Origin of the sequence: Sulfitobacter sp. SH22, from assembly GCF_965641905.1 — a bacterium.
GTDB lineage: Bacteria > Pseudomonadota > Alphaproteobacteria > Rhodobacterales > Rhodobacteraceae > Sulfitobacter.
The window spans coordinates 3392432-3409642 of record NZ_OZ282573.1 but is presented as its reverse complement, the minus strand read 5'-3'; the positions used below and the strand labels follow the sequence as shown (position 1 = coordinate 3409642).

General features: G+C 60.7%; 15 protein-coding genes. 6 read left to right on the top strand and 9 right to left on the bottom strand.

Features of this window, described 5'->3' with window-relative positions; translation table 11 throughout:
* The first annotated feature begins 10 nt into the window (after nt 1-10).
* The 6 genes from ACSQ13_RS18605 (at nt 11) to rpe (ending at nt 7210) form a co-directional block, all read left to right on the top strand.
* The gene (locus ACSQ13_RS18605) at nt 11-346 is read left to right on the top strand and encodes an ArsR/SmtB family transcription factor (RefSeq protein ID WP_255200257.1); all 336 of its coding nucleotides are present in this window, start codon (nt 11-13) and stop codon (nt 344-346) included.
* Between the two features lie 27 nt (nt 347-373).
* Entirely contained in the window at nt 374-1429 is a 1056-nt protein-coding gene (locus tag ACSQ13_RS18600) for a YeeE/YedE family protein (protein ID WP_176251305.1), read from the top strand.
* A 24-nt stretch (nt 1430-1453) separates the two neighbouring features.
* The gene (locus ACSQ13_RS18595) at nt 1454-2098 is read left to right on the top strand and encodes a nucleoside/nucleotide kinase family protein (RefSeq protein WP_176251231.1); all 645 of its coding nucleotides are present in this window, start codon (nt 1454-1456) and stop codon (nt 2096-2098) included.
* 114 nt (nt 2099-2212) lie between these two features.
* Nucleotides 2213-5416, top strand: a complete 3204-nt coding sequence (locus ACSQ13_RS18590; RefSeq protein WP_295508326.1) for a 2Fe-2S iron-sulfur cluster-binding protein — start codon at nt 2213-2215, stop codon at nt 5414-5416.
* Nucleotides 5413-6414 carry an NAD-dependent epimerase/dehydratase family protein gene (locus ACSQ13_RS18585; RefSeq protein WP_176251229.1) on the top strand — a complete coding sequence of 334 codons (1002 nt, stop codon included), beginning with the start codon at nt 5413-5415 and terminating at the stop codon, nt 6412-6414. Before ACSQ13_RS18590 ends, ACSQ13_RS18585 begins: the two co-directional genes overlap by 4 nt.
* Nucleotides 6415-6520: 106 nt before the next feature.
* Nucleotides 6521-7210: a ribulose-phosphate 3-epimerase gene (gene rpe / locus ACSQ13_RS18580; RefSeq protein WP_176251228.1), complete on the top strand. Its 690-nt coding sequence runs from the start codon at nt 6521-6523 to the stop codon at nt 7208-7210.
* A gap of 81 nt (nt 7211-7291) precedes the next feature.
* On the opposite strand, the gene ACSQ13_RS18575 is transcribed toward rpe, so the two are convergent.
* The 9 genes from ACSQ13_RS18575 to ACSQ13_RS18535 all read right to left on the bottom strand — a co-directional run bounded on the left by ACSQ13_RS18575 (nt 7292) and on the right by ACSQ13_RS18535 (nt 17194).
* A complete protein-coding gene (locus ACSQ13_RS18575) occupies nt 7292-8785 on the bottom strand; it encodes a class I adenylate-forming enzyme family protein (protein ID WP_176251227.1) in 1494 nt (497 codons plus the stop codon).
* 78 nt (nt 8786-8863) lie between these two features.
* Complete coding sequence (locus ACSQ13_RS18570; RefSeq protein WP_295508318.1) at nt 8864-9637, bottom strand: oxepin-CoA hydrolase, alternative type; 774 nt, start codon at nt 9635-9637, stop codon at nt 8864-8866.
* Nucleotides 9634-10062, bottom strand: coding sequence for a PaaI family thioesterase (locus tag ACSQ13_RS18565; RefSeq protein WP_037227793.1), 429 nt, complete (start codon nt 10060-10062; stop codon nt 9634-9636). The genes ACSQ13_RS18570 and ACSQ13_RS18565 overlap by 4 nt, the downstream gene beginning before the upstream one ends.
* Nucleotides 10043-11176: an acyl-CoA dehydrogenase family protein gene (locus ACSQ13_RS18560; RefSeq protein ID WP_176251225.1), complete on the bottom strand. Its 1134-nt coding sequence runs from the start codon at nt 11174-11176 to the stop codon at nt 10043-10045. Before ACSQ13_RS18560 ends, ACSQ13_RS18565 begins: the two co-directional genes overlap by 20 nt.
* Nucleotides 11173-12378, bottom strand: a complete 1206-nt coding sequence (locus tag ACSQ13_RS18555; RefSeq protein ID WP_176251224.1) for an acyl-CoA dehydrogenase family protein — start codon at nt 12376-12378, stop codon at nt 11173-11175. The genes ACSQ13_RS18560 and ACSQ13_RS18555 overlap by 4 nt, the downstream gene beginning before the upstream one ends.
* Before the next feature lie 48 nt (nt 12379-12426).
* On the bottom strand, nt 12427-14523 hold the full coding sequence (locus ACSQ13_RS18550; RefSeq protein WP_295508311.1) for an FAD-dependent oxidoreductase: 2097 nt from the start codon (nt 14521-14523) through the stop codon (nt 12427-12429).
* Between the two features lie 24 nt (nt 14524-14547).
* Nucleotides 14548-15324: an IclR family transcriptional regulator gene (locus ACSQ13_RS18545; RefSeq protein ID WP_176251222.1), complete on the bottom strand. Its 777-nt coding sequence runs from the start codon at nt 15322-15324 to the stop codon at nt 14548-14550.
* Entirely contained in the window at nt 15321-16661 is a 1341-nt protein-coding gene (locus tag ACSQ13_RS18540; RefSeq protein ID WP_176251221.1) for a TRAP transporter large permease, read from the bottom strand. The genes ACSQ13_RS18545 and ACSQ13_RS18540 overlap by 4 nt, the downstream gene beginning before the upstream one ends.
* Nucleotides 16661-17194 carry a TRAP transporter small permease gene (locus tag ACSQ13_RS18535; protein ID WP_176251220.1) on the bottom strand — a complete coding sequence of 178 codons (534 nt, stop codon included), beginning with the start codon at nt 17192-17194 and terminating at the stop codon, nt 16661-16663. The genes ACSQ13_RS18540 and ACSQ13_RS18535 overlap by 1 nt, the downstream gene beginning before the upstream one ends.
* Nucleotides 17195-17211 lie beyond the last annotated feature (17 nt).

Below are 17211 nucleotides of genomic sequence, written 5' to 3'. Positions count from 1 at the left end.
AAACCGTCCAGTGGGCTTACCCGTATTTGACAAAAACATGTGTGCCGAAGACCTCGACAAAATGGCGTCAAACGCTGTTCATGCTTCCAACTTTCTCAAGGCGATCAGCCACGAAGGACGGCTCATGATCCTGTGCCATCTGGCATCGGGCGAAAAATCTGTGACCGAACTCGAAGAATTGCTGTCGGCACGGCAGGCCGCTGTTTCCCAACAACTGTCGCGGTTGCGGCTTGAAGGTTTGGTGATCCCGCGCCGGGATGGCAAGACCATCTTTTACCGCCTTGCGGATGAACGCCCAAAGCAGATCATGGAAGTTGTCTATGATCTTTTCTGTCGCGCAGACTGATCTGAAATGACCGGAATGGGTGCGCTGATGTTGGACCGGTTTTCCGAGCCCGCGTTGATGGCCTTTGCCGGATTGTTCGGTGGGGTTTTGCTGGGTCTTGCGGCGCGGCTTGGGCGGTTTTGCACACTGGGTGCCATCGAAGACCTGTATTATGGTGCCACCTCCACCCGTTTTGCCATGTGGGGCATTGCCCTTGGCGTCGCGTTGATCGGGACATTCGGCCTATCCGCGGGCGGGTTACTGGACCTCAGCCACACACTATACCTTTCCCTTGCATGGAACCCCTATGCCAGCATCATCGGCGGCTTGACCTTCGGCTATGGCATGGCGATTGCAGGCAACTGCGGTTACGGCGCATTGGCGCGCATGGGCTGCGGTGACTTGCGGTCGTTTATGATATCGGTCGTCATGGGCGTGTCGGGCTATGTGGCGCTTGGCGGTCCGCTCTCCTCAACCCGTCTGGCATTATTCCCGACATCCGAGGTGGGCACCCATACCCCCGGTCTGGCGCATCTGGTCGCCCGCCATATCCCCGTCGATCTGCATATTGTCGGCATCACGGCTGGCGTTTTGCTGGTCGCTGTGACCTTGCTGCACAAGGGGTTGAGGGCCAGCCCTGCCTCCATTTTCTGGGGTGCCGTCGTTGGTGTTGCCGTTGTTTCGGGCTGGGCCGCCACCCAGTGGATTTCCGCAAACGGATTTGACCGCAGCATCGTCATTTCGCACACTTTCACCGCCCCTGTGGGCGAGACGTTATTGTACCTCATGACGTCCTCGGGCAACACCATCAGCTTTGGCACGGGGTCTGTTGCGGGCGTCATTCTGGGGGCGCTGGCCGGATGCCTGATCAAGGGTCATATGCGGTGGGAAGCCTGCGAAGACCCCCGCGAATTGCGCCGCCAGATGGGCGGGGCCGTCTTGATGGGCTTCGGGGCGGTTGTTGCCGTCGGATGCAGCGTCGGACAGGGATTATCGGCATTTTCGGTCTTGGCCTATAGCGCGCCTGTGACATTGGCCTGTATTGTTTTGGGGGCCGTGATCGGCTTGCGCCAATTGGTCGAAGGCTTTAGCCGTATCGACTAAGATCAGCCGAAAGATGGGGCAAAGATGACCGAAACCGATCCGACCCTTGCAGATATCTGTGCCGCGATCCTGTCCGCCCCCGTTGCGGGAAAACGCCGCCTGGTCGCTTTGGCCGGTGCCCCTGCCAGCGGAAAATCCACCTTTGCCGACAAAATCGCGGATCACCTGACCGCCCAGGGGCACCGCACCCAGGTTGTTCCGATGGACGGGTTTCATCTGGACAACGCCGATCTGGATCTGCGCGGGTTGCGCAGCCGAAAAGGCGCGCCGGAAACATTTGACGTGGCGGGCCTGACCGATCTGGTTGCGCGACTTGGCACCCGCGACGCGGTGTCCTTTCCGACGTTTGACCGCAGCAATGACAGGTCTGTTCCCGATGGTGGCGCGCTGTCCGACGGTGTGAAAACCGTGATCGTTGAGGGCAATTATTTGCTGTTCGATGACACAGGCTGGCGCGACTTATACGAGCTTTGGGATTTCCGGATATTCCTGAATGTGCCGCCGGATATCCTGCGCGCGCGGCTGGTTGAGCGCTGGCTGGCTCATGACCACACCCAAGCACAGGCCGAAACCCGTGCCGATGGCAACGACATGGCAAATGCGCGCCGCCTTTATGCGCAGCGTATGCCCTGCGATCTTGAGGTAACCCTCGCGGGGCCGACCGCCTAGCCGCTTTCAGGAACGCGCATCGGCCTGACGACCAAGAGGCCGCAACAGCCGCCTTTCAAACGCCGATTATCTTTACGCTGTCTTTTCCGCCTCCCCGGTGGCACGGTTCACCCTATGAAGATTTTTTCCGGTAAATCGCGCCCCGTCCATCTTGGCCCCTACCCGCTTGAACGCCTGCGCAGGAAGGCCGAACCGCCTGCGGAGTTTCCGGAAATCCCGTTTCCAACCGTCTCGTTTTGCGCACCTGAAAGACCCCAAAGCATCATCAACGCGATGGGCCCGTTTCAGGCGATGATGGATGCCCTGAGGTCGGGCAAGGTGAAGGAGACCAAAGCCGAAATTCCCGATGACCCTGTGGAACGGGCGCAGCACCTCAAGGCGTTTGGCTATTACAACGACGCCTCGATGATGGGGGTTTGCGCCCTGCCCGCATCTGCCTTCCTGCGGGTGCCGCGCAAGAACCCCGATGTTGCAGCCCTGGTCGAGGATCTGAAACACCGCCAGACCAAAACGCTGGCCACCGGCATCGACGCAATCATGGCCGATCTGCACGATACTGCTGGCGCGGACACCGCGACGGTCCCCCACCACACCCACGCGATTGTCGTGCTGGTCGCCTATCCGCGTGATCCTGCGCAAACCGAAAAAGGGTCCGACTGGATCATCGACGCCCAAGCCCAACGTGCGTCCCTGCGTGCCACTGAAACAGCCACCATTCTGGCGGAATATATCCGCATCCTCGGCTTTGATGCCCGCGCCCATTCGTCGACCTGCAGCGATGTGCATCTGCCGAAACTCGCGCTGGCGGCGGGCCTGACCGTGATGCAGGACGATGCGCCTTGCGCGCCTTGGCTGGGCCAACGCTATGGGCTTGCCGCGATCACGACCGACATGCCAATGGCCGCGGACCTGCCGCTATGCCCCTTGGCGCAGCAACCCGCATCTGTCTTGCGCGGGCTGGCGTGGCAGCTTGGCACCCATGGCGGGGCCAACGCCCGGACCCACGACCCCTATGCCAAGCGCAGCTTTGTCGATGGCCCCCACCCGTTCGAGACCCTCAAGCGGGTCGACAGCCCCACCACCTATATTGACGCCGCCAATGTGCCGCGCATCCCCAAGCGCACGGATATGTTTGCGCGCGGCCAGTTTGGCGACATGGGGCCCAAAGTGCAGGACGCCATGAAAGACGGCCAACATATCGTCAAATCTGCCCCTGCCTCGGCGCAACGTAGGTTGCTGGGCGCGCTGATCCTGCTGCAAAAGGGTCCCCGCGCCCCGACGGCACAGGATGCAGGTGCCGCGCGAAACGCCGCAAACCTGAAAGCGGCGGCGTATTTTCTGGGGGTCGATGCGGCAGGGTTGTCCGCCTGCCCTGACTGGACATGGTACAGCCATGACGCAACTGGCACGCCGATCACCCCGCCCCACGACCAAGCGCTCAGCGTGGTGATCGACCAAGGCTTTGACACGATGGAGGGTGCCTCCGGCGATGACTGGATCAGCACCGCCCAATCCATGCGCGCCTATCTGCGGTTTTCGGTTCTGGGCGGCATTCTGGCGCAGCATCTGCGCAATCTCGGCTTTGACGCCAAGGCCCATACGGTGATGGATGGCGATGTGTTGCAGCCACCCCTGTTGCTGCTGTCGGGCCTTGGCGAAGTCAGCCGCATCGGAGAGGTGATCCTGAACCCGTTCCTTGGCCCGCGGCTGAAATCCGGCGTGGTCACCCACACCATGCCCGTCACCCATGACAAACCGATTGATTTCGGCCTGCAAAAATTCTGCGAGGCCTGCAATAAATGCGCCCGCGAATGCCCGTCTGGCGCGATCACCGCTGGCCCCAAAAAGATGTTCAACGGCTACGAGATCTGGAAATCCGACAGTCAGAAATGCGCCACCTACCGGATCACCAACAAGGGCGGGTCGATGTGTGGGCGCTGCATGAAAACCTGCCCGTGGAACCTCGAAGGGCTGTTCGCCGAAGCTCCGTTTCGCTGGGCCGCCAGCACCATCCCCGCCGCGGCCCCGTTGCTGGCGCGGCTGGATGACACCTTGGGCCGTGGCGGTTTGAACCCTGCGAAAAAATGGTGGTGGGACATCGAACAGCAGCGCAACGGCACGGTCACATCGCCCACCCATCCGGTCAACGCCCGCGGCCTTCACCCCGACCTCAAACTGCGTGCCGAAGATCAAACCCTGGCCGTCTACCCCGCCCCGCTTGCCCCGCATCCCTGGCCCTATCCCGACCCGATGAACCGCGAGGCAGGGATCAAGGCGCACGCTGCCCTGATCACCGCCGACGTACACCGCGCGCGCACAGCGGCAGGCGAAACCGCGCATCTGCACCTTTATGATGCCGGAACAGCCACGCCTGTGCTTGACCTGCGCATCGTGTCGGTCCGCCCCCTTAGCAGGGCCGTAACCTTGTATGAATTCGCCCGCCCCGATGGCGCTGATCTGCCGCCCTGGACAGCTGGCGCGCATCTTGATCTGGTTGTCGCCCCCGAATACCTGCGCCCCTATTCACTGCTTGGTGATCCTGCCGATCGCAGCAGCTACACAATCGCGGTGCTGCGCGAGGATGCGGGCCGGGGCGGCTCCGCCCTGCTGCACCGCATCTTTACCCAAGGGCGGCGGGTTTTCGTCTCGACCCCGGCAAACCATTTCCCACTGATCAAGGACGCCCCCCACAGCCTGCTGTTTGGCGGCGGTATCGGCATTACGCCGATGATTGCCTTTGCCCATCGCCTGCATGCCATCGGCAAACCGTTTGAACTGCATTACTCGGCCCCGTGGCGTGCAGCGGCCCCCTTTACCGACCTTCTGTCGCAGGCCCCCTGGTCTGACCGCGTCCACATCCACCTAAGCGCGGAAAACACCCGCGCCGATTTGGCTACGCTGATCGCGCGCGCGGTACAGGGCACCCATGTCTACACCTGCGGGCCTGACGCCTATATGCAGGCGGTGATGGACGCAGGCAGGGCCAGCGGCCTGCCCGATGACGCGCTGCATCTGGAATATTTCGCACCCCCCGTGCAGCCCGAATATGTCAATCACCCCTTTACCCTGCGCCTGCCGGATGGCCGCGAGATCCCCGTGGGCGCGGATCAATCCGCCAGCGATGCGCTGATTGCCGCAGATATCAAACTGGACATCAAATGCGCCGATGGCATATGCGGGGTCTGCAAATGCAAGCTGCTGTCGGGCAAGGCCGAGCATCGCGATTTCGTCCTTTCCGCCCACCAGCGCGAAACCGAAATCATCCTGTGCCAGTCCCGCGCGGCCGACCCGAATGGCGTATTGGAGATTGAACTATGACGCGCACGGCCCTTGTCACAGGTTCCTCAGGATTTATCGGCTATTTCACAAGCATCGCGCTGCTGGAGGCCGGCTGGAAAGTCATCGGGCTGGACTGCCTGTCGGATTACTACGATGTCGCCCTCAAGAAACGCCGCCAGGCGATGCTGAACCAGCATGCAGGGTTCAGCGTGATCAACGACCGGCTGGAAACGCCCGGCACGCTGATGGCGCTGTTCGAACAGCACCGCCCCGACGCGGTGGTGCATCTGGCCGCCCAGGCGGGCGTGCGCCATTCCATCGACGCGCCGCGCGACTACGTCGAGGCGAACCTGATCGGCACGTTTGAACTGCTCGAAGCCGCCCGCGCCTATCCCCCCGCGCATATGCTGCTGGCCTCGACCTCCTCGGTCTATGGCTCCAACACGCAAATGCCCTATGCCGAAACCCAAAAGGCCGACACGCAAATGTCCTTCTACGCCGCCACCAAAAAGGCGACTGAAAACATGGCCCACAGCTATGCGCATCTGTATCATCTGCCGATCACCATGTTCCGGTTCTTTACCGTCTATGGCCCATGGGGCCGCCCCGACATGGCGCATTTCAAATTCACCAAAGCGATCCTGAACGGCGACCCGATCGACATCTACAACCACGGCGACATGAAGCGTGACTTCACCTATATCGACGATCTGACCGCCTCGATCCTTGCGCTGATCGACACCGTGCCCGGTGACACGCCCGTTGAAAACGACAGCCTGTCCAACGTCGCACCCTTCCGCGTCGTCAACATCGGCAATGACAGCCCCGTGCCGCTGATGGATTTCATCGCCGCCATCGAAAAAGCCTGCGGGCGCGAAGCGATCAAGACCTACCACGACATGCAACCCGGCGATGTGCCCGCCACCTGGGCCGATGCCACCTTGCTGCAAAACCTCACAGGCCAGCGCCCCGTCACCCCGATTGAAACCGGCTTGCAAAACTTCGTCGACTGGTATCGCGACTATTATAAAATCTGACCCTGATTTCCAAATGGTCTAAAATCCTCGCCGAAGGCTCCGCCGATTGCCACCGGCACTGCCAATGCTTATATCGCGCTCAACCCTCCCAATAAGGCCCAGAAACATGTCGTTTGATCGTTCTATCAAAATCGCCCCCTCCATCCTTGCCGCCGATTTCGCGAATTTCGGGGCAGAATGCGCCGCCGTCGAAGCGCAAGGCGCGGATTGGGTCCATGTCGATGTGATGGACGGGCATTTTGTGCCCAACATCAGCTTTGGCCCCACGACCTGTGCGGCGATCCGCCCGCATATCAAGGGCATCATGGACGTGCATCTGATGATTGCCCCCGTTGATCCCTATATTGATGCCTTCGCGCAGGCCGGTGCCGATTTCATCACCGCCCACGTCGAGGCCGGCCCCCATATCCACCGCACGCTTCAGGCGATCCGCGGCGCGGGGGCCAAGGCAGGTGTGGCGCTAAACCCAGGCACGCCGGCCTCGGCGGTCGAGCATCTGCTTGATATCACCGATCTGGTCTGTGTGATGACCGTGAACCCCGGCTTTGGCGGTCAGAAGTTCATCAACATGACCGACAAGATCAAAACCCTGCGCGCCATGATCGGCGACCGTCCGATCCATATCGAAATTGATGGCGGCGTCGATGTGAAGACAGCCCCCAGCGTGGCGCAGGCCGGTGCGGATGTACTGGTGGCAGGATCGGCTGTGTTCCGGGGTGGGTCGGCCAGCGATCCGGCCCCTTACGGCGAAAACATCCGCGCGATCCGCGCTGCGGCGTCGGGCGTTTACGTCTAAACCTCGAACGAACGATGCGATGCGCATGAAAAGGCCGGCCTTCCATCATGGGGGGCCGGCCTTTTTTTATTTCAATGGGGTTCAGGAAAGCTGATCTTTGAACGTCTCGATCAACTTGTGCTTCAGGATCTTACCCGTGGGTGCCGCAGGCAAGGCAGTGCCGATGATGATATGCTTGGGCCGTTTGTATCCCGTCAACCGCTCTTTCACAAAAGCGCGCAGATCGTCGGGGGCCAAAGTGTCGCCCTCGGCGATCTGGACAAATGCCAGCACCTCCTCGTCGCCGTCCTTGCTGCGTCCGATCACGGCAGACTGGATCACCTGCGGGTGGTCGTTGATCGCGGCTTCGACCTCGGGTGGGTACACGTTGAACCCGCCGTGAATGATCAGCTCTTTCGACCGGCCAAGGATATGCAGCAGGCCCTGTTCGTCCAGCTTGCCCAAATCACCGGTGCGCAGCCAGCCCTCGGCATCGACCACTTTCGCAGTCTCGGTGGGGTTCTTGTAATAGCCCTTCATGATGTGCGGGCCACGGGTCAGCACTTCGCCTGTGCCGGGGCTGCCGCCTTCGACGGTGTCGTCAATCTTGACCGCGATTCCTGCCAGTGGCGGGCCGACGGATACATCGGGCGATCCGATGGGGTTGGAGGTTGCCGATGTCCCTGCGGTGGTTTCGGTCATGCCGTAGCCGTTCTGGATCGCCACGCCGTAGAACCCTTCGGCCTTGCGTTTCCAGGCAGGGTCCAGCGGTGCGGCCCCTGACGACACATAGCGCAGGGTTTCGGAATTAAGCTGGGTCAGCCCTTTTTCCTTGGTGTATTGCATCAGCAATGCGTGCATCTGTGGCACGGCGGACAGGAAATTCACGCCCGACGTCAACGCTTTATACAGCTTTTCAGCCGAAAAACGCGCTTCAAGCCGGACTTCGGCCCCGATATAGCAGGATGCGGTCAGCACCGAACACAGCCCAAACACATGGGTCAGCGGCAACACGCCGTAAACCACGTCACCCGGCGTCATGCCGCGCAAATTGGCCGAGGTCATGCCGCCAAAGCGCACATTTTCATGGGTCAGCATCACGCCCTTGGGGTCGCCCGTGGTGCCCGTTGTGTACAGCAGGACGGCAACATCGCTTAGGTCGGCGTCAGGATTGCTGGCAATGGGCGTGGCCAGATGCAGCGATCCGAATGCGCCGGTGATCTCCTGCGCGCCCATGGCTTCGGCATGTTTTACCGCATCCGGCGATGCGCCGGTGGTCATCAACACGGCAGCAGGTGCGGCGTGATCCAGAATGCGTTTCACCTCGCCCTCGGTCTGGCGGGCGTTGACGGGGATGATCACAGCACCGGCTTTCCAGGTGCCAAAGATCGTGGCCACGGCAGCGCCGCAGTTTTCCGACAGCAGCAGGACCCGGTCGTTTGGCTGAACGCCCGCCGCTCTCAACTGGTCAGCCACCGCATCCGAGGCTTTGCCAAGATCATTGAATGTCCAGCGGGTGCCGACGCTATCGCTTAGGGCAGCTGCATCACCCCGTGATGTGATCTGTTGCTCAAGATATTGCTCTACGCGCGCCATAATAGCTCTGCCTCCTCGCAGGTATTTTCGCTTTGGGCCGGCTTGGGCCGCAAAGTGCATATTCAGTTTGGCAGCGTGTCAGCCGCCGTAATTCGGTTTGCGCTTTTCCAGGAAGGCGGCAATGCCTTCGGCAGCTTCATCCGCGCCAGCGGCATGGGCCATGGCGTTGCGTTCAGCGTCCAGTTGCGCGGCCTCGGTCACGTCATAGGCTTGGGCGACAAGGCCGCGAATGACAGATTGCGCCTGACGCGGGCCCTGGGCCAGACGGTCGGCATAGGCCATCGCACCTTCCATCGCCGCCCCCGGTTCGGCCAGCGCATTCACAACGCCAAGGTCATGCATCCGGTCGACGGTGACAGGCAACGCCAGCAAACACATCTCCATCGCCAACTGACGCGGCAAGGCGCGGGCCAGCGACGCGGTCAGACCGCCATCGGGGACCAAGCCAGCTTTCACGTAAGCAGCAGTGAATTTGGCACCTTTCGCGGCGACAATCAGGTCGCAGGCCAGCGCAAAGGACAGGCCCGCACCGGCGGCACCGCCCTCAACAGCGGCGATCACGGGCACCGGGCTGTTGCGGATCGCGCGCACCAGATCATGCAATTCGTCGATCTTGCTGCGGCGCACGTCCTCGGGCAGGTCGCGGCGCGCGATCAACACGTTCAGGTCTCCGCCTGCGCAGAAAAAATCGCCCTCGGAGGTCAGGATGACCGCGCGAACACGGGGTGCGGCAGCCAGTTCAATCGCCTGCTTGATGCAGGCGTACAGTTCGGGCGACAGGGCACCGCGTTTATGGGCATTGCCGTTCCAGACGATTATCCGGTCACCCTTGTCCTCAATCCGTGCGCTCATGTCAGTTTCTCCTGTGGGACGCGTTTGAACACGCCCGTCGATGTGGCAATCACGGTGCCGTCTTCGTGGACCAGTTCCGCATCGATATAAAGCAGGCTGCGCCCGCCGCCCTTGATGCGACCCGTGGCAGTGACCCGCCCCGGTTTACCCGCTGCCAGAAACTGCGTGGTCAACGAGATCGTCAAGAACGGGTTCAGACCTTTGGGATCAACGCTCAGCGATCCGGTCATGCCACATGCGTTATCCAGCAAAGTGGCCGCGATACCGCCATGAAGGACGCCGTGCCGGTTGAGGTGTTGCGGACCCAGATCAAGGTAACAGCGCCCGTGGGGCGGATCGGATATGTCAACGACATACCCGACCAGCGTTTGGGTGCCGGTCTCGTCCCGGATCAGCAAGCTTTCGTCAGGCTGCTGCGATGGCAATGTAGCGCTCCAGATGGTGGTCGGTGTCGCCAAAGCGGTGGTCTGACATGATGATACGCTTGGCGATATGGGCCAGTTCGTATTCCTGGGTCATGGCAATACCGCCGTGCATCTGGATGCTGTCTTCGGCAACCAAACGGCCAGCGCGGCCCAGCAGGTTCTTGGCAGCAGATACATGGCTTTCGCGGCTCTTGTATCCGGCTTCCAGATGGCCAGCCGCGACGATCACGGCAGAGCGTGCCTGCTCCATCTCGATCAACAGGTCGGACATGCGGTGCGCCAGCGCCTGGAACGTGCCAATCGGTTTGCCGAATTGTTTGCGCGTCATCAGATAGTCGCGCGTCAGACGGCAAGCGGTTTCCATTGCACCCAGCGTTTCCGCACAGATCGCGACGTTTGCGGCGGCGATACGTGCCTCGATCGCGGGGTATGCCTTGCCAGCGTCACCCAGACGGGCAGAGGCAGGCACAGTCACATCATCCAGCGTGATTTCCGCAGCACGGCCACCGGCCAGCAGGGCATAGCCTTGCAGCGTGATGCCTTTGGCGTCGGCAGGCACCAGGAACAGCGAAATGCCATCCTCGTCTGCCACGTCACCGCTTTCGCGCGCAGACACAACCAGCATGTCGGCGTTTTCGGCGTTCACGACGACAGCCTTGCGGCCGTTCAACACGATGTTGTCGCCATCGGCCTTGGCCGTGGTGCTGACGCGGTTCATATCATAGCGGCTGGTAGGTTCGCCGTGGGCAAACGCCAGTTGCAGCGCGCCGCCGATGATTTCTTCGACATGGGCTTTTTGGTCGTCATTGCCCAGTTCGGCGATCAGACCACCGCCCAGAACAGCCGTATCAAGGAAGGGCTCAACCACGCCTGCGCGGCCCAGCTCTTCGAACACCACCGCGAGGTCGAAACCAGCGCCGCCAAAGCCGCCCTGATCTTCGGTGAACAACGCGCCGATGACACCCAGTTCGGCAAGGCCGTTCCAGATGTCGGCGGAAAACCCTGTGTCGCTTTCAAGGATCTTGTTGCGTGTCGCGGTATCGTATTTGTCGCGCAGGAAACGGCGCAGACTGTCTTGAAGCATTTGGCGTTCTTCTGTCAGGTCGAAGTTCATGCTCCACCTCCCATCGTTGTTTTGGCAATGATCTGGCGCTGGATTTCGTTCGAGCCGCCAAAGATCGACAGTTTACGGTTGTTGAAATATTGCGCGGCCACGGGGCCTGCGTTCAACGGATCAGGCAGGGCAAGGTTGGACCCCTCAATCGCTTCGGATGCGAATGGCATCGCATAGGCACCTGCCGCACGGCGGGCCAGATCGTTGATTTCCTGACGGATGATCGTGCCTTTGACCTTGAGCATGGAGGATTCAACACCCGGTGCCGCACCTGCCGCCGCCTTGGAAACGATGCGCAAATTGGTCGTGCTCATCGCCATCAGGTCGATTTCAACCCGTGCAACACGTGCCGCAAAGTGCGGGTTTTCCATCAACGGCTTGCCGCCGGACATTTCGGCGCGTGCGATCCGCTTGACCGCGGTCAGACCGGCCTGAGAGAACCCGACGCCTGCGATGTTGGTGCGTTCGTGGGTCAGCAGGTACTTGGCATAGGTCCAGCCTTCGTTTTCCTTGCCGACAAGGTTTTCGACCGGAACCTTGCAATCGGTGAACCAGACTTCGTTCACCTCGTGGGTGCCATCCAGCAGGATGATCGGGCGGACTTCGACGCCGGGATTATCCATGTCGATCAGCAGGAACGAGATACCTTCTTGCTGCTTTACCTTCTTGTCGGTGCGCACAAGGCAGAAGATCATGTTGGCGTGCTGGCCAAGGGTCGTCCAGGTCTTCTGACCGTTGACGATGTAATGCGTGCCCTCTTCGTTCAGCACGGCCTCGGTTTTCAGCGAGGCAAGGTCGGAACCGGCACCCGGTTCGGAATAACCCTGACACCACCAGTCTTCGCCCGACAGGATGCGGGGCAGCCAGTAATCGTTCTGCTCTTGCGAGCCGAATTTTTGCAGCACGGGGGCCAGCATCGACAGACCGAACGGCACGATGCGCGGGGCATAATGTGCGGCGGCTTCTTCCTCGAAAATGTGGCGCTGAACGGCGTTCCATTCGGCACCGCCAAATTTCTTGGGCCAGTTCGGGGCCAGCCAGCCCTGGGCGTTCAGAATGGCGTGCCATTCTTCTTGTCCCGCTTTGCCCAGCTCTTCGCCTTTGCGAATTTTATCGCTCATTTCCTTGGGAAGTTTTTCCTCAAGAAAGGCGCGCACTTCGGCGCGGAATGCCTTTTCTTCGTCGCTATAGCTCAGATCCATTAATCTTTCCTCCGGTTTATGTCGTTCGGGCATTGCGCCCTTGTTCAATTATTGAGCGGCTTCTTTGTTCAGATCGTCAAAGCTGCGACCCTCCGCCACCAGTTGTTTCAGCAGCGGTGCCGGTTCCCAGAACCATGCGTCTTCCTTGGCGTAGGTTTCGATATCGGCCAGCAACGCGGGCAACCCTTGCAGGTCGGCCCATTTCATCGGGCCACCCCAATAGCGCGGGAAGCCATAGCCAAACAGCAGCACCATATCGACGTCGAGGGGACGCTTCGCGATGCCTTCGCCCAGCAGTTTTGCGGCCTCGTTCACCATCGCGGCCATATAGCGGCGCACGATTTCGGCATCTGTGAAATCACGCGGGGTGATGCCCCGCTCCTTGCGCTCGGCCTCGATCAAGACGGGCACGTCGGGGTTCGGAATGCCGCCACGGGTGCCTGCCTCGTAGATATAATAGCCCTTGCCGGTCTTCTGGCCAAAGTTACCGCCTTCGCAGATTTTGTCAGGATATGTCGGCACGCGTTCAGCCGGATGACGTGTGGCCGCCTTGCGTTTGCGCGTGGCCCAGCCGATATCAAGCCCCGCCAGATCGCCCACAGCAAAGGGCCCCATAGCAAAGCCGAAATCAACCAGCGCCTTGTCGATCTGATAGGGCAGCACGCCGTCCAGTACCATGTGATCGGCAGCGGTGCGGTAGGTCGCCAGAATGCGGTTGCCGATAAAGCCGTCACAAACGCCGGCCCGAACCGTGATCTTGTTCAGCGCCTTGCCAAGCGCAAAGCCCGTTGCGACGACGTCGGGTGCTGTCTTGTCGGCCACAACCACCTCGAGCAGTTTCATGATATGCGCGGGCGAGAAGAAGTGCAGCCCGATCACATCTTCAGGCCGCGAGGTGCTGGCGGCGATTTCGTCAATGTCCAGATAGGATGTGTTCGACGCCAAGATCGCACCGGGTTTGCACACCGCGTCCAACTTGCCGAACACGTCTTTCTTGACGTCCATGTCTTCGAACACGGCTTCGATCACCAGATCAACCAAGGCAAGGCTGTCATAGTTGATCGACACTTCAAGCGCGGTGGTGGTCATCGCGTCGTATTTCATCTGGCTGATCTTGCCCCGCTTCAGCGCCCCCGACAGGTTGCCGGCGATGCGGCCCCGTGCGGCGTCGGCAGCCTCGGCCGTCATTTCGATCAGCACGACGTTGAACCCGGCCAGCAGCGCCGCCGTGGCGATGCCAGCGCCCATTGTGCCGCCGCCGATGATCCCGATCGACTGCAATCCGCGCGGCGTGACGCCTTTCAGCTCTGGCAGGTTCCCCACTGCACGTTCCGAGAAAAACGCGTGGATCATGCCCTGGCGTTGATCGGTTTCCATCAGGTCCATGAAGATCTTGCGTTCGGCCAGCATCCCCTCGTCGAACGGCAGCTCGGACGCAGCCTGAACAGCGCGCACCGCGTGGGCGGGGGAAATCTGGCCGCGGCCTTTTTTCAGCGTGCCGTCATAGGCGGCATCCCAGTCAATCGCTTGCGCGGCAGGCATTTCGCTGACCGCACGGCGTGGTGCTGCCTCGGCAACCAGAGTTTCCGCATAGGCCAGACCGACCTCTTCGGGGTCGCCTTCGACGATTTTGTCGATGATGCCCAGTTGCAATGCTTCGTCCGCTTTGACCTGACGGCCCGAGGTGATCAGATCAAGCGATGCATCCACACCGACCAAACGCGGCAGACGCTGCGTGGCACCGGCACCGGGGATCAGGCCCAGATGCACTTCGGGCAGGCCGACACGGGCCGATGGCTGCGCAACGCGGTAATGCGCCGACAATGCGATCTCGAGCCCCCCGCCCAAGGACACGCCATGCATCGACGCGACAACGATCAGCGGCGAGGCTTCGATCCGCTTGCAGACATCGGGCAGATAGGGTTCCAGCGGGGTTTTGCCAAATTCGGTGATATCGGCACCAGCGATAAAGGCGCGGCCTTCGCCGACGATCACCACCGCTTTAACGCCTGCGTCGGCTTCGGCTTGGGCTATGCCCGCAACCAGACCTTCGCGCACGGCATGCGACAATGCATTTACCGGCGGGTTCTGAATGCGCAACACGGCAATGTCGCCTTTGCGGGTGTAGTTGATTTTATCGCTCATCTGTCAATTTCCTGTCTATTCACCTTAGTCGCGGCGGCTGAGCGCCGGGGTGCGGCCTGTGCGTTGTTCCAGCGCGCGTACAAGTTCGCGCAGCGCAGGGCCGACTTCGTCTCGGATACGTTCATCGGACAGATCACCGGGCATGGCCCCGCAGGTAAACGCCACCGGCTCGCCGAATTCCTCGGCGAAATAGGGGACGCTTACGGCATTTATGGTGCGTGCATAGCGCGTACCCTTGGGTGCATATGTGAAACCTTGCCCGATCAATTGCGAATATCCCTCCGACCGGAACTCTCGCATATCCTTTTGGGGCGTCAACTGCGCAAAGCGTTCTTCGCCAAGTGACGCCACGACGGCCATGCCAGAGGACGACCCAAACACCGGAATCCGGTGCCCCGGCTCAAGCCAGATGGTCGATGCGTTGCGCGGACGCCATGTGCGCACCAGCAGCATCTTAGAATCGTCGCGCACCGCCACCAGCGCCAGCGTGCCCGTATCATCGGCCAATTGCTGCATCGCCTCGGACGCCAGATCAAGGAAATTGACCGCAACCGATGCGACCGAGCCCAACGCAATGGCCGACGGCCCCAGGCGAAAGCGGTCATTGCGCCCGCCGTGGCTGAGATACCCCAGTTCGCACAAGGTATAGGTCAGCCGCGAAACCGTCGGCTTTGGCAGGCCCGTGCGTTCGGAGATTTGCGCATGGGTCAGACCGCTGTCGCTTGCCCGAAAGGCGCGCAAGACGGCCAGCCCCCGGGCAAGGGTGTTTGCAAACTTGCGGTCTGTTCCTTCTGTGGTCATCGCGCGCCCAAGGGGATCAGCAAGGAAATCATCGGAAAGGACATGATCAGGATCAGCACGATAAAGTCCACACTGAGGAACCGTGTGATCCCGGCAAAGATCTTGTCGATCGGGGCGTCCTTGCCGACCACGTTGGCGATCACAAAGACGTTCAGGCCCACAGGCGGTGTAATCAGGCCGATCTCAAGCAGCTTGATCACCACAACACCGAACCAGATCAGGTTCAGGTCATAGCTTTCAACCAGCGGGATCATCAGCGGCAGGGTCAGAACCATGATGCCGATGGGATCAAGGAACATGCCCAGCACCAGATAGATCACCGCAATCGCGATCATCAGGGCCACCACGGAAAGCTGCGCATCAGACACAACATTCACGATCATCGGCGCAACATTGGTCAGCGCGATAAAGGCCACGAAAATCTTGGCACCCGCCGCGATGAAAAAGATCGCCGAGGTCTGGATGCAGGTTTCCTTGACCGCGTCCCACAGACCTTGCAGGTTCAGCTTGCCTTGGGCAAAGCCGATCAATGTCGCCGCGACCACGCAGACAGCCGCCGCTTCGGTCGCGGTAAAGATACCACCATAGATGCCGCCGATGATCAGCACGAACAACATGACCGCGGGCCAGCTCTCAATCGCGGCCCGAAAGCGTTCAGACGAGGAATAGCGCACGTCGGTTGGGGGGGCGATTTCAGGTGAATACCAGACCCAGACCGCGATCACGAGGATGAACCCCGCCAGCGTCAACAGGCCCGGCAACACACCCGCCAGAAACAGGGACGAGATCGAGGTTTCGGTAAAGATACCGTAGATGATGAACAAGACAGACGGCGGGATCAGCGACCCCAGCGTGCCCCCTGCCGCCACCGATGCGGTGGCAAGACGCGGGTCATAGCCCATGCGCAGCATTTCAGGCGTGCAAATCCGGCCCATCGTCGATGCGCAGGCGATCGAACTGCCGGTGATGGCCGAAAAGCCGCCGCAGCCCATGACGGACGCCATTGCGACACCGCCGGGCAAGCGGGTCAGCCAGACCTTGGCCGCGTGGTAAATCTTGGTCGTGATGTCGGCGCGATAGGCGATATGGCCCAGCGCCACGAAAAGCGGGATCATCGACAGATCATAGGAATGGATCAGATCGAAGGAATTCGAGAACACCATCGACGTGGTGGCACGAATGGCGCGTTCGGGCATAAAGGTGCCGGTGCGGAACGCAAAGATAAAGAAGGTGCCGATTGTCGCGACCGATGCCAGCGCAAAGGCAATAGGCACGCGCATGGCCAGCAAAAACAGGACCGCACCAAATGCGATAAGACCAATGGTTGACGCGTCCATTACAGCGCCTCCTTTTCAGCGAATGCTTCGATGGTGTGGTTCTGTTCGTCCGATACGATGCCGCCCGACAGAATTGTGCGGATGTCGCGGATCGCCAGTTCGGCCAGACGCAGCCAACAGGCCCCGATGCCGATGATGAACAGCAGACGTCCGGGCCATTTCGGCAGGTTCAGGTCGCCGTAGAAAAAGCTGCCTTTTTCCCAAACGCTGAGGAATTCGCGGGTACCGGCATAGATCAGGGCGGCCAAGGCGATCATCCCCATCACCGACCCCAGAACGATCAGCCAGGACCGCAAACGCGGCCCGAACCGGTCAGACACAAACGCGACGCTGATATGGGCGCGGTTGGCCGTGGCGGCACCAAGGGGCAGAAGGATGGCCGCGACCATCAATTCCCGCACCATGGTGACGCTGTCAGGCACGCTTGAGGAAAAGACAGCGCGCGCGACCACATTGGTTGTAATCAAGACCCCCAGCAGGATGACCGCAACCGCGCCCAATCCCAGCAGGATTTTCTCTAATGGTACCAACATGGTCCCGTCTCCTCCCT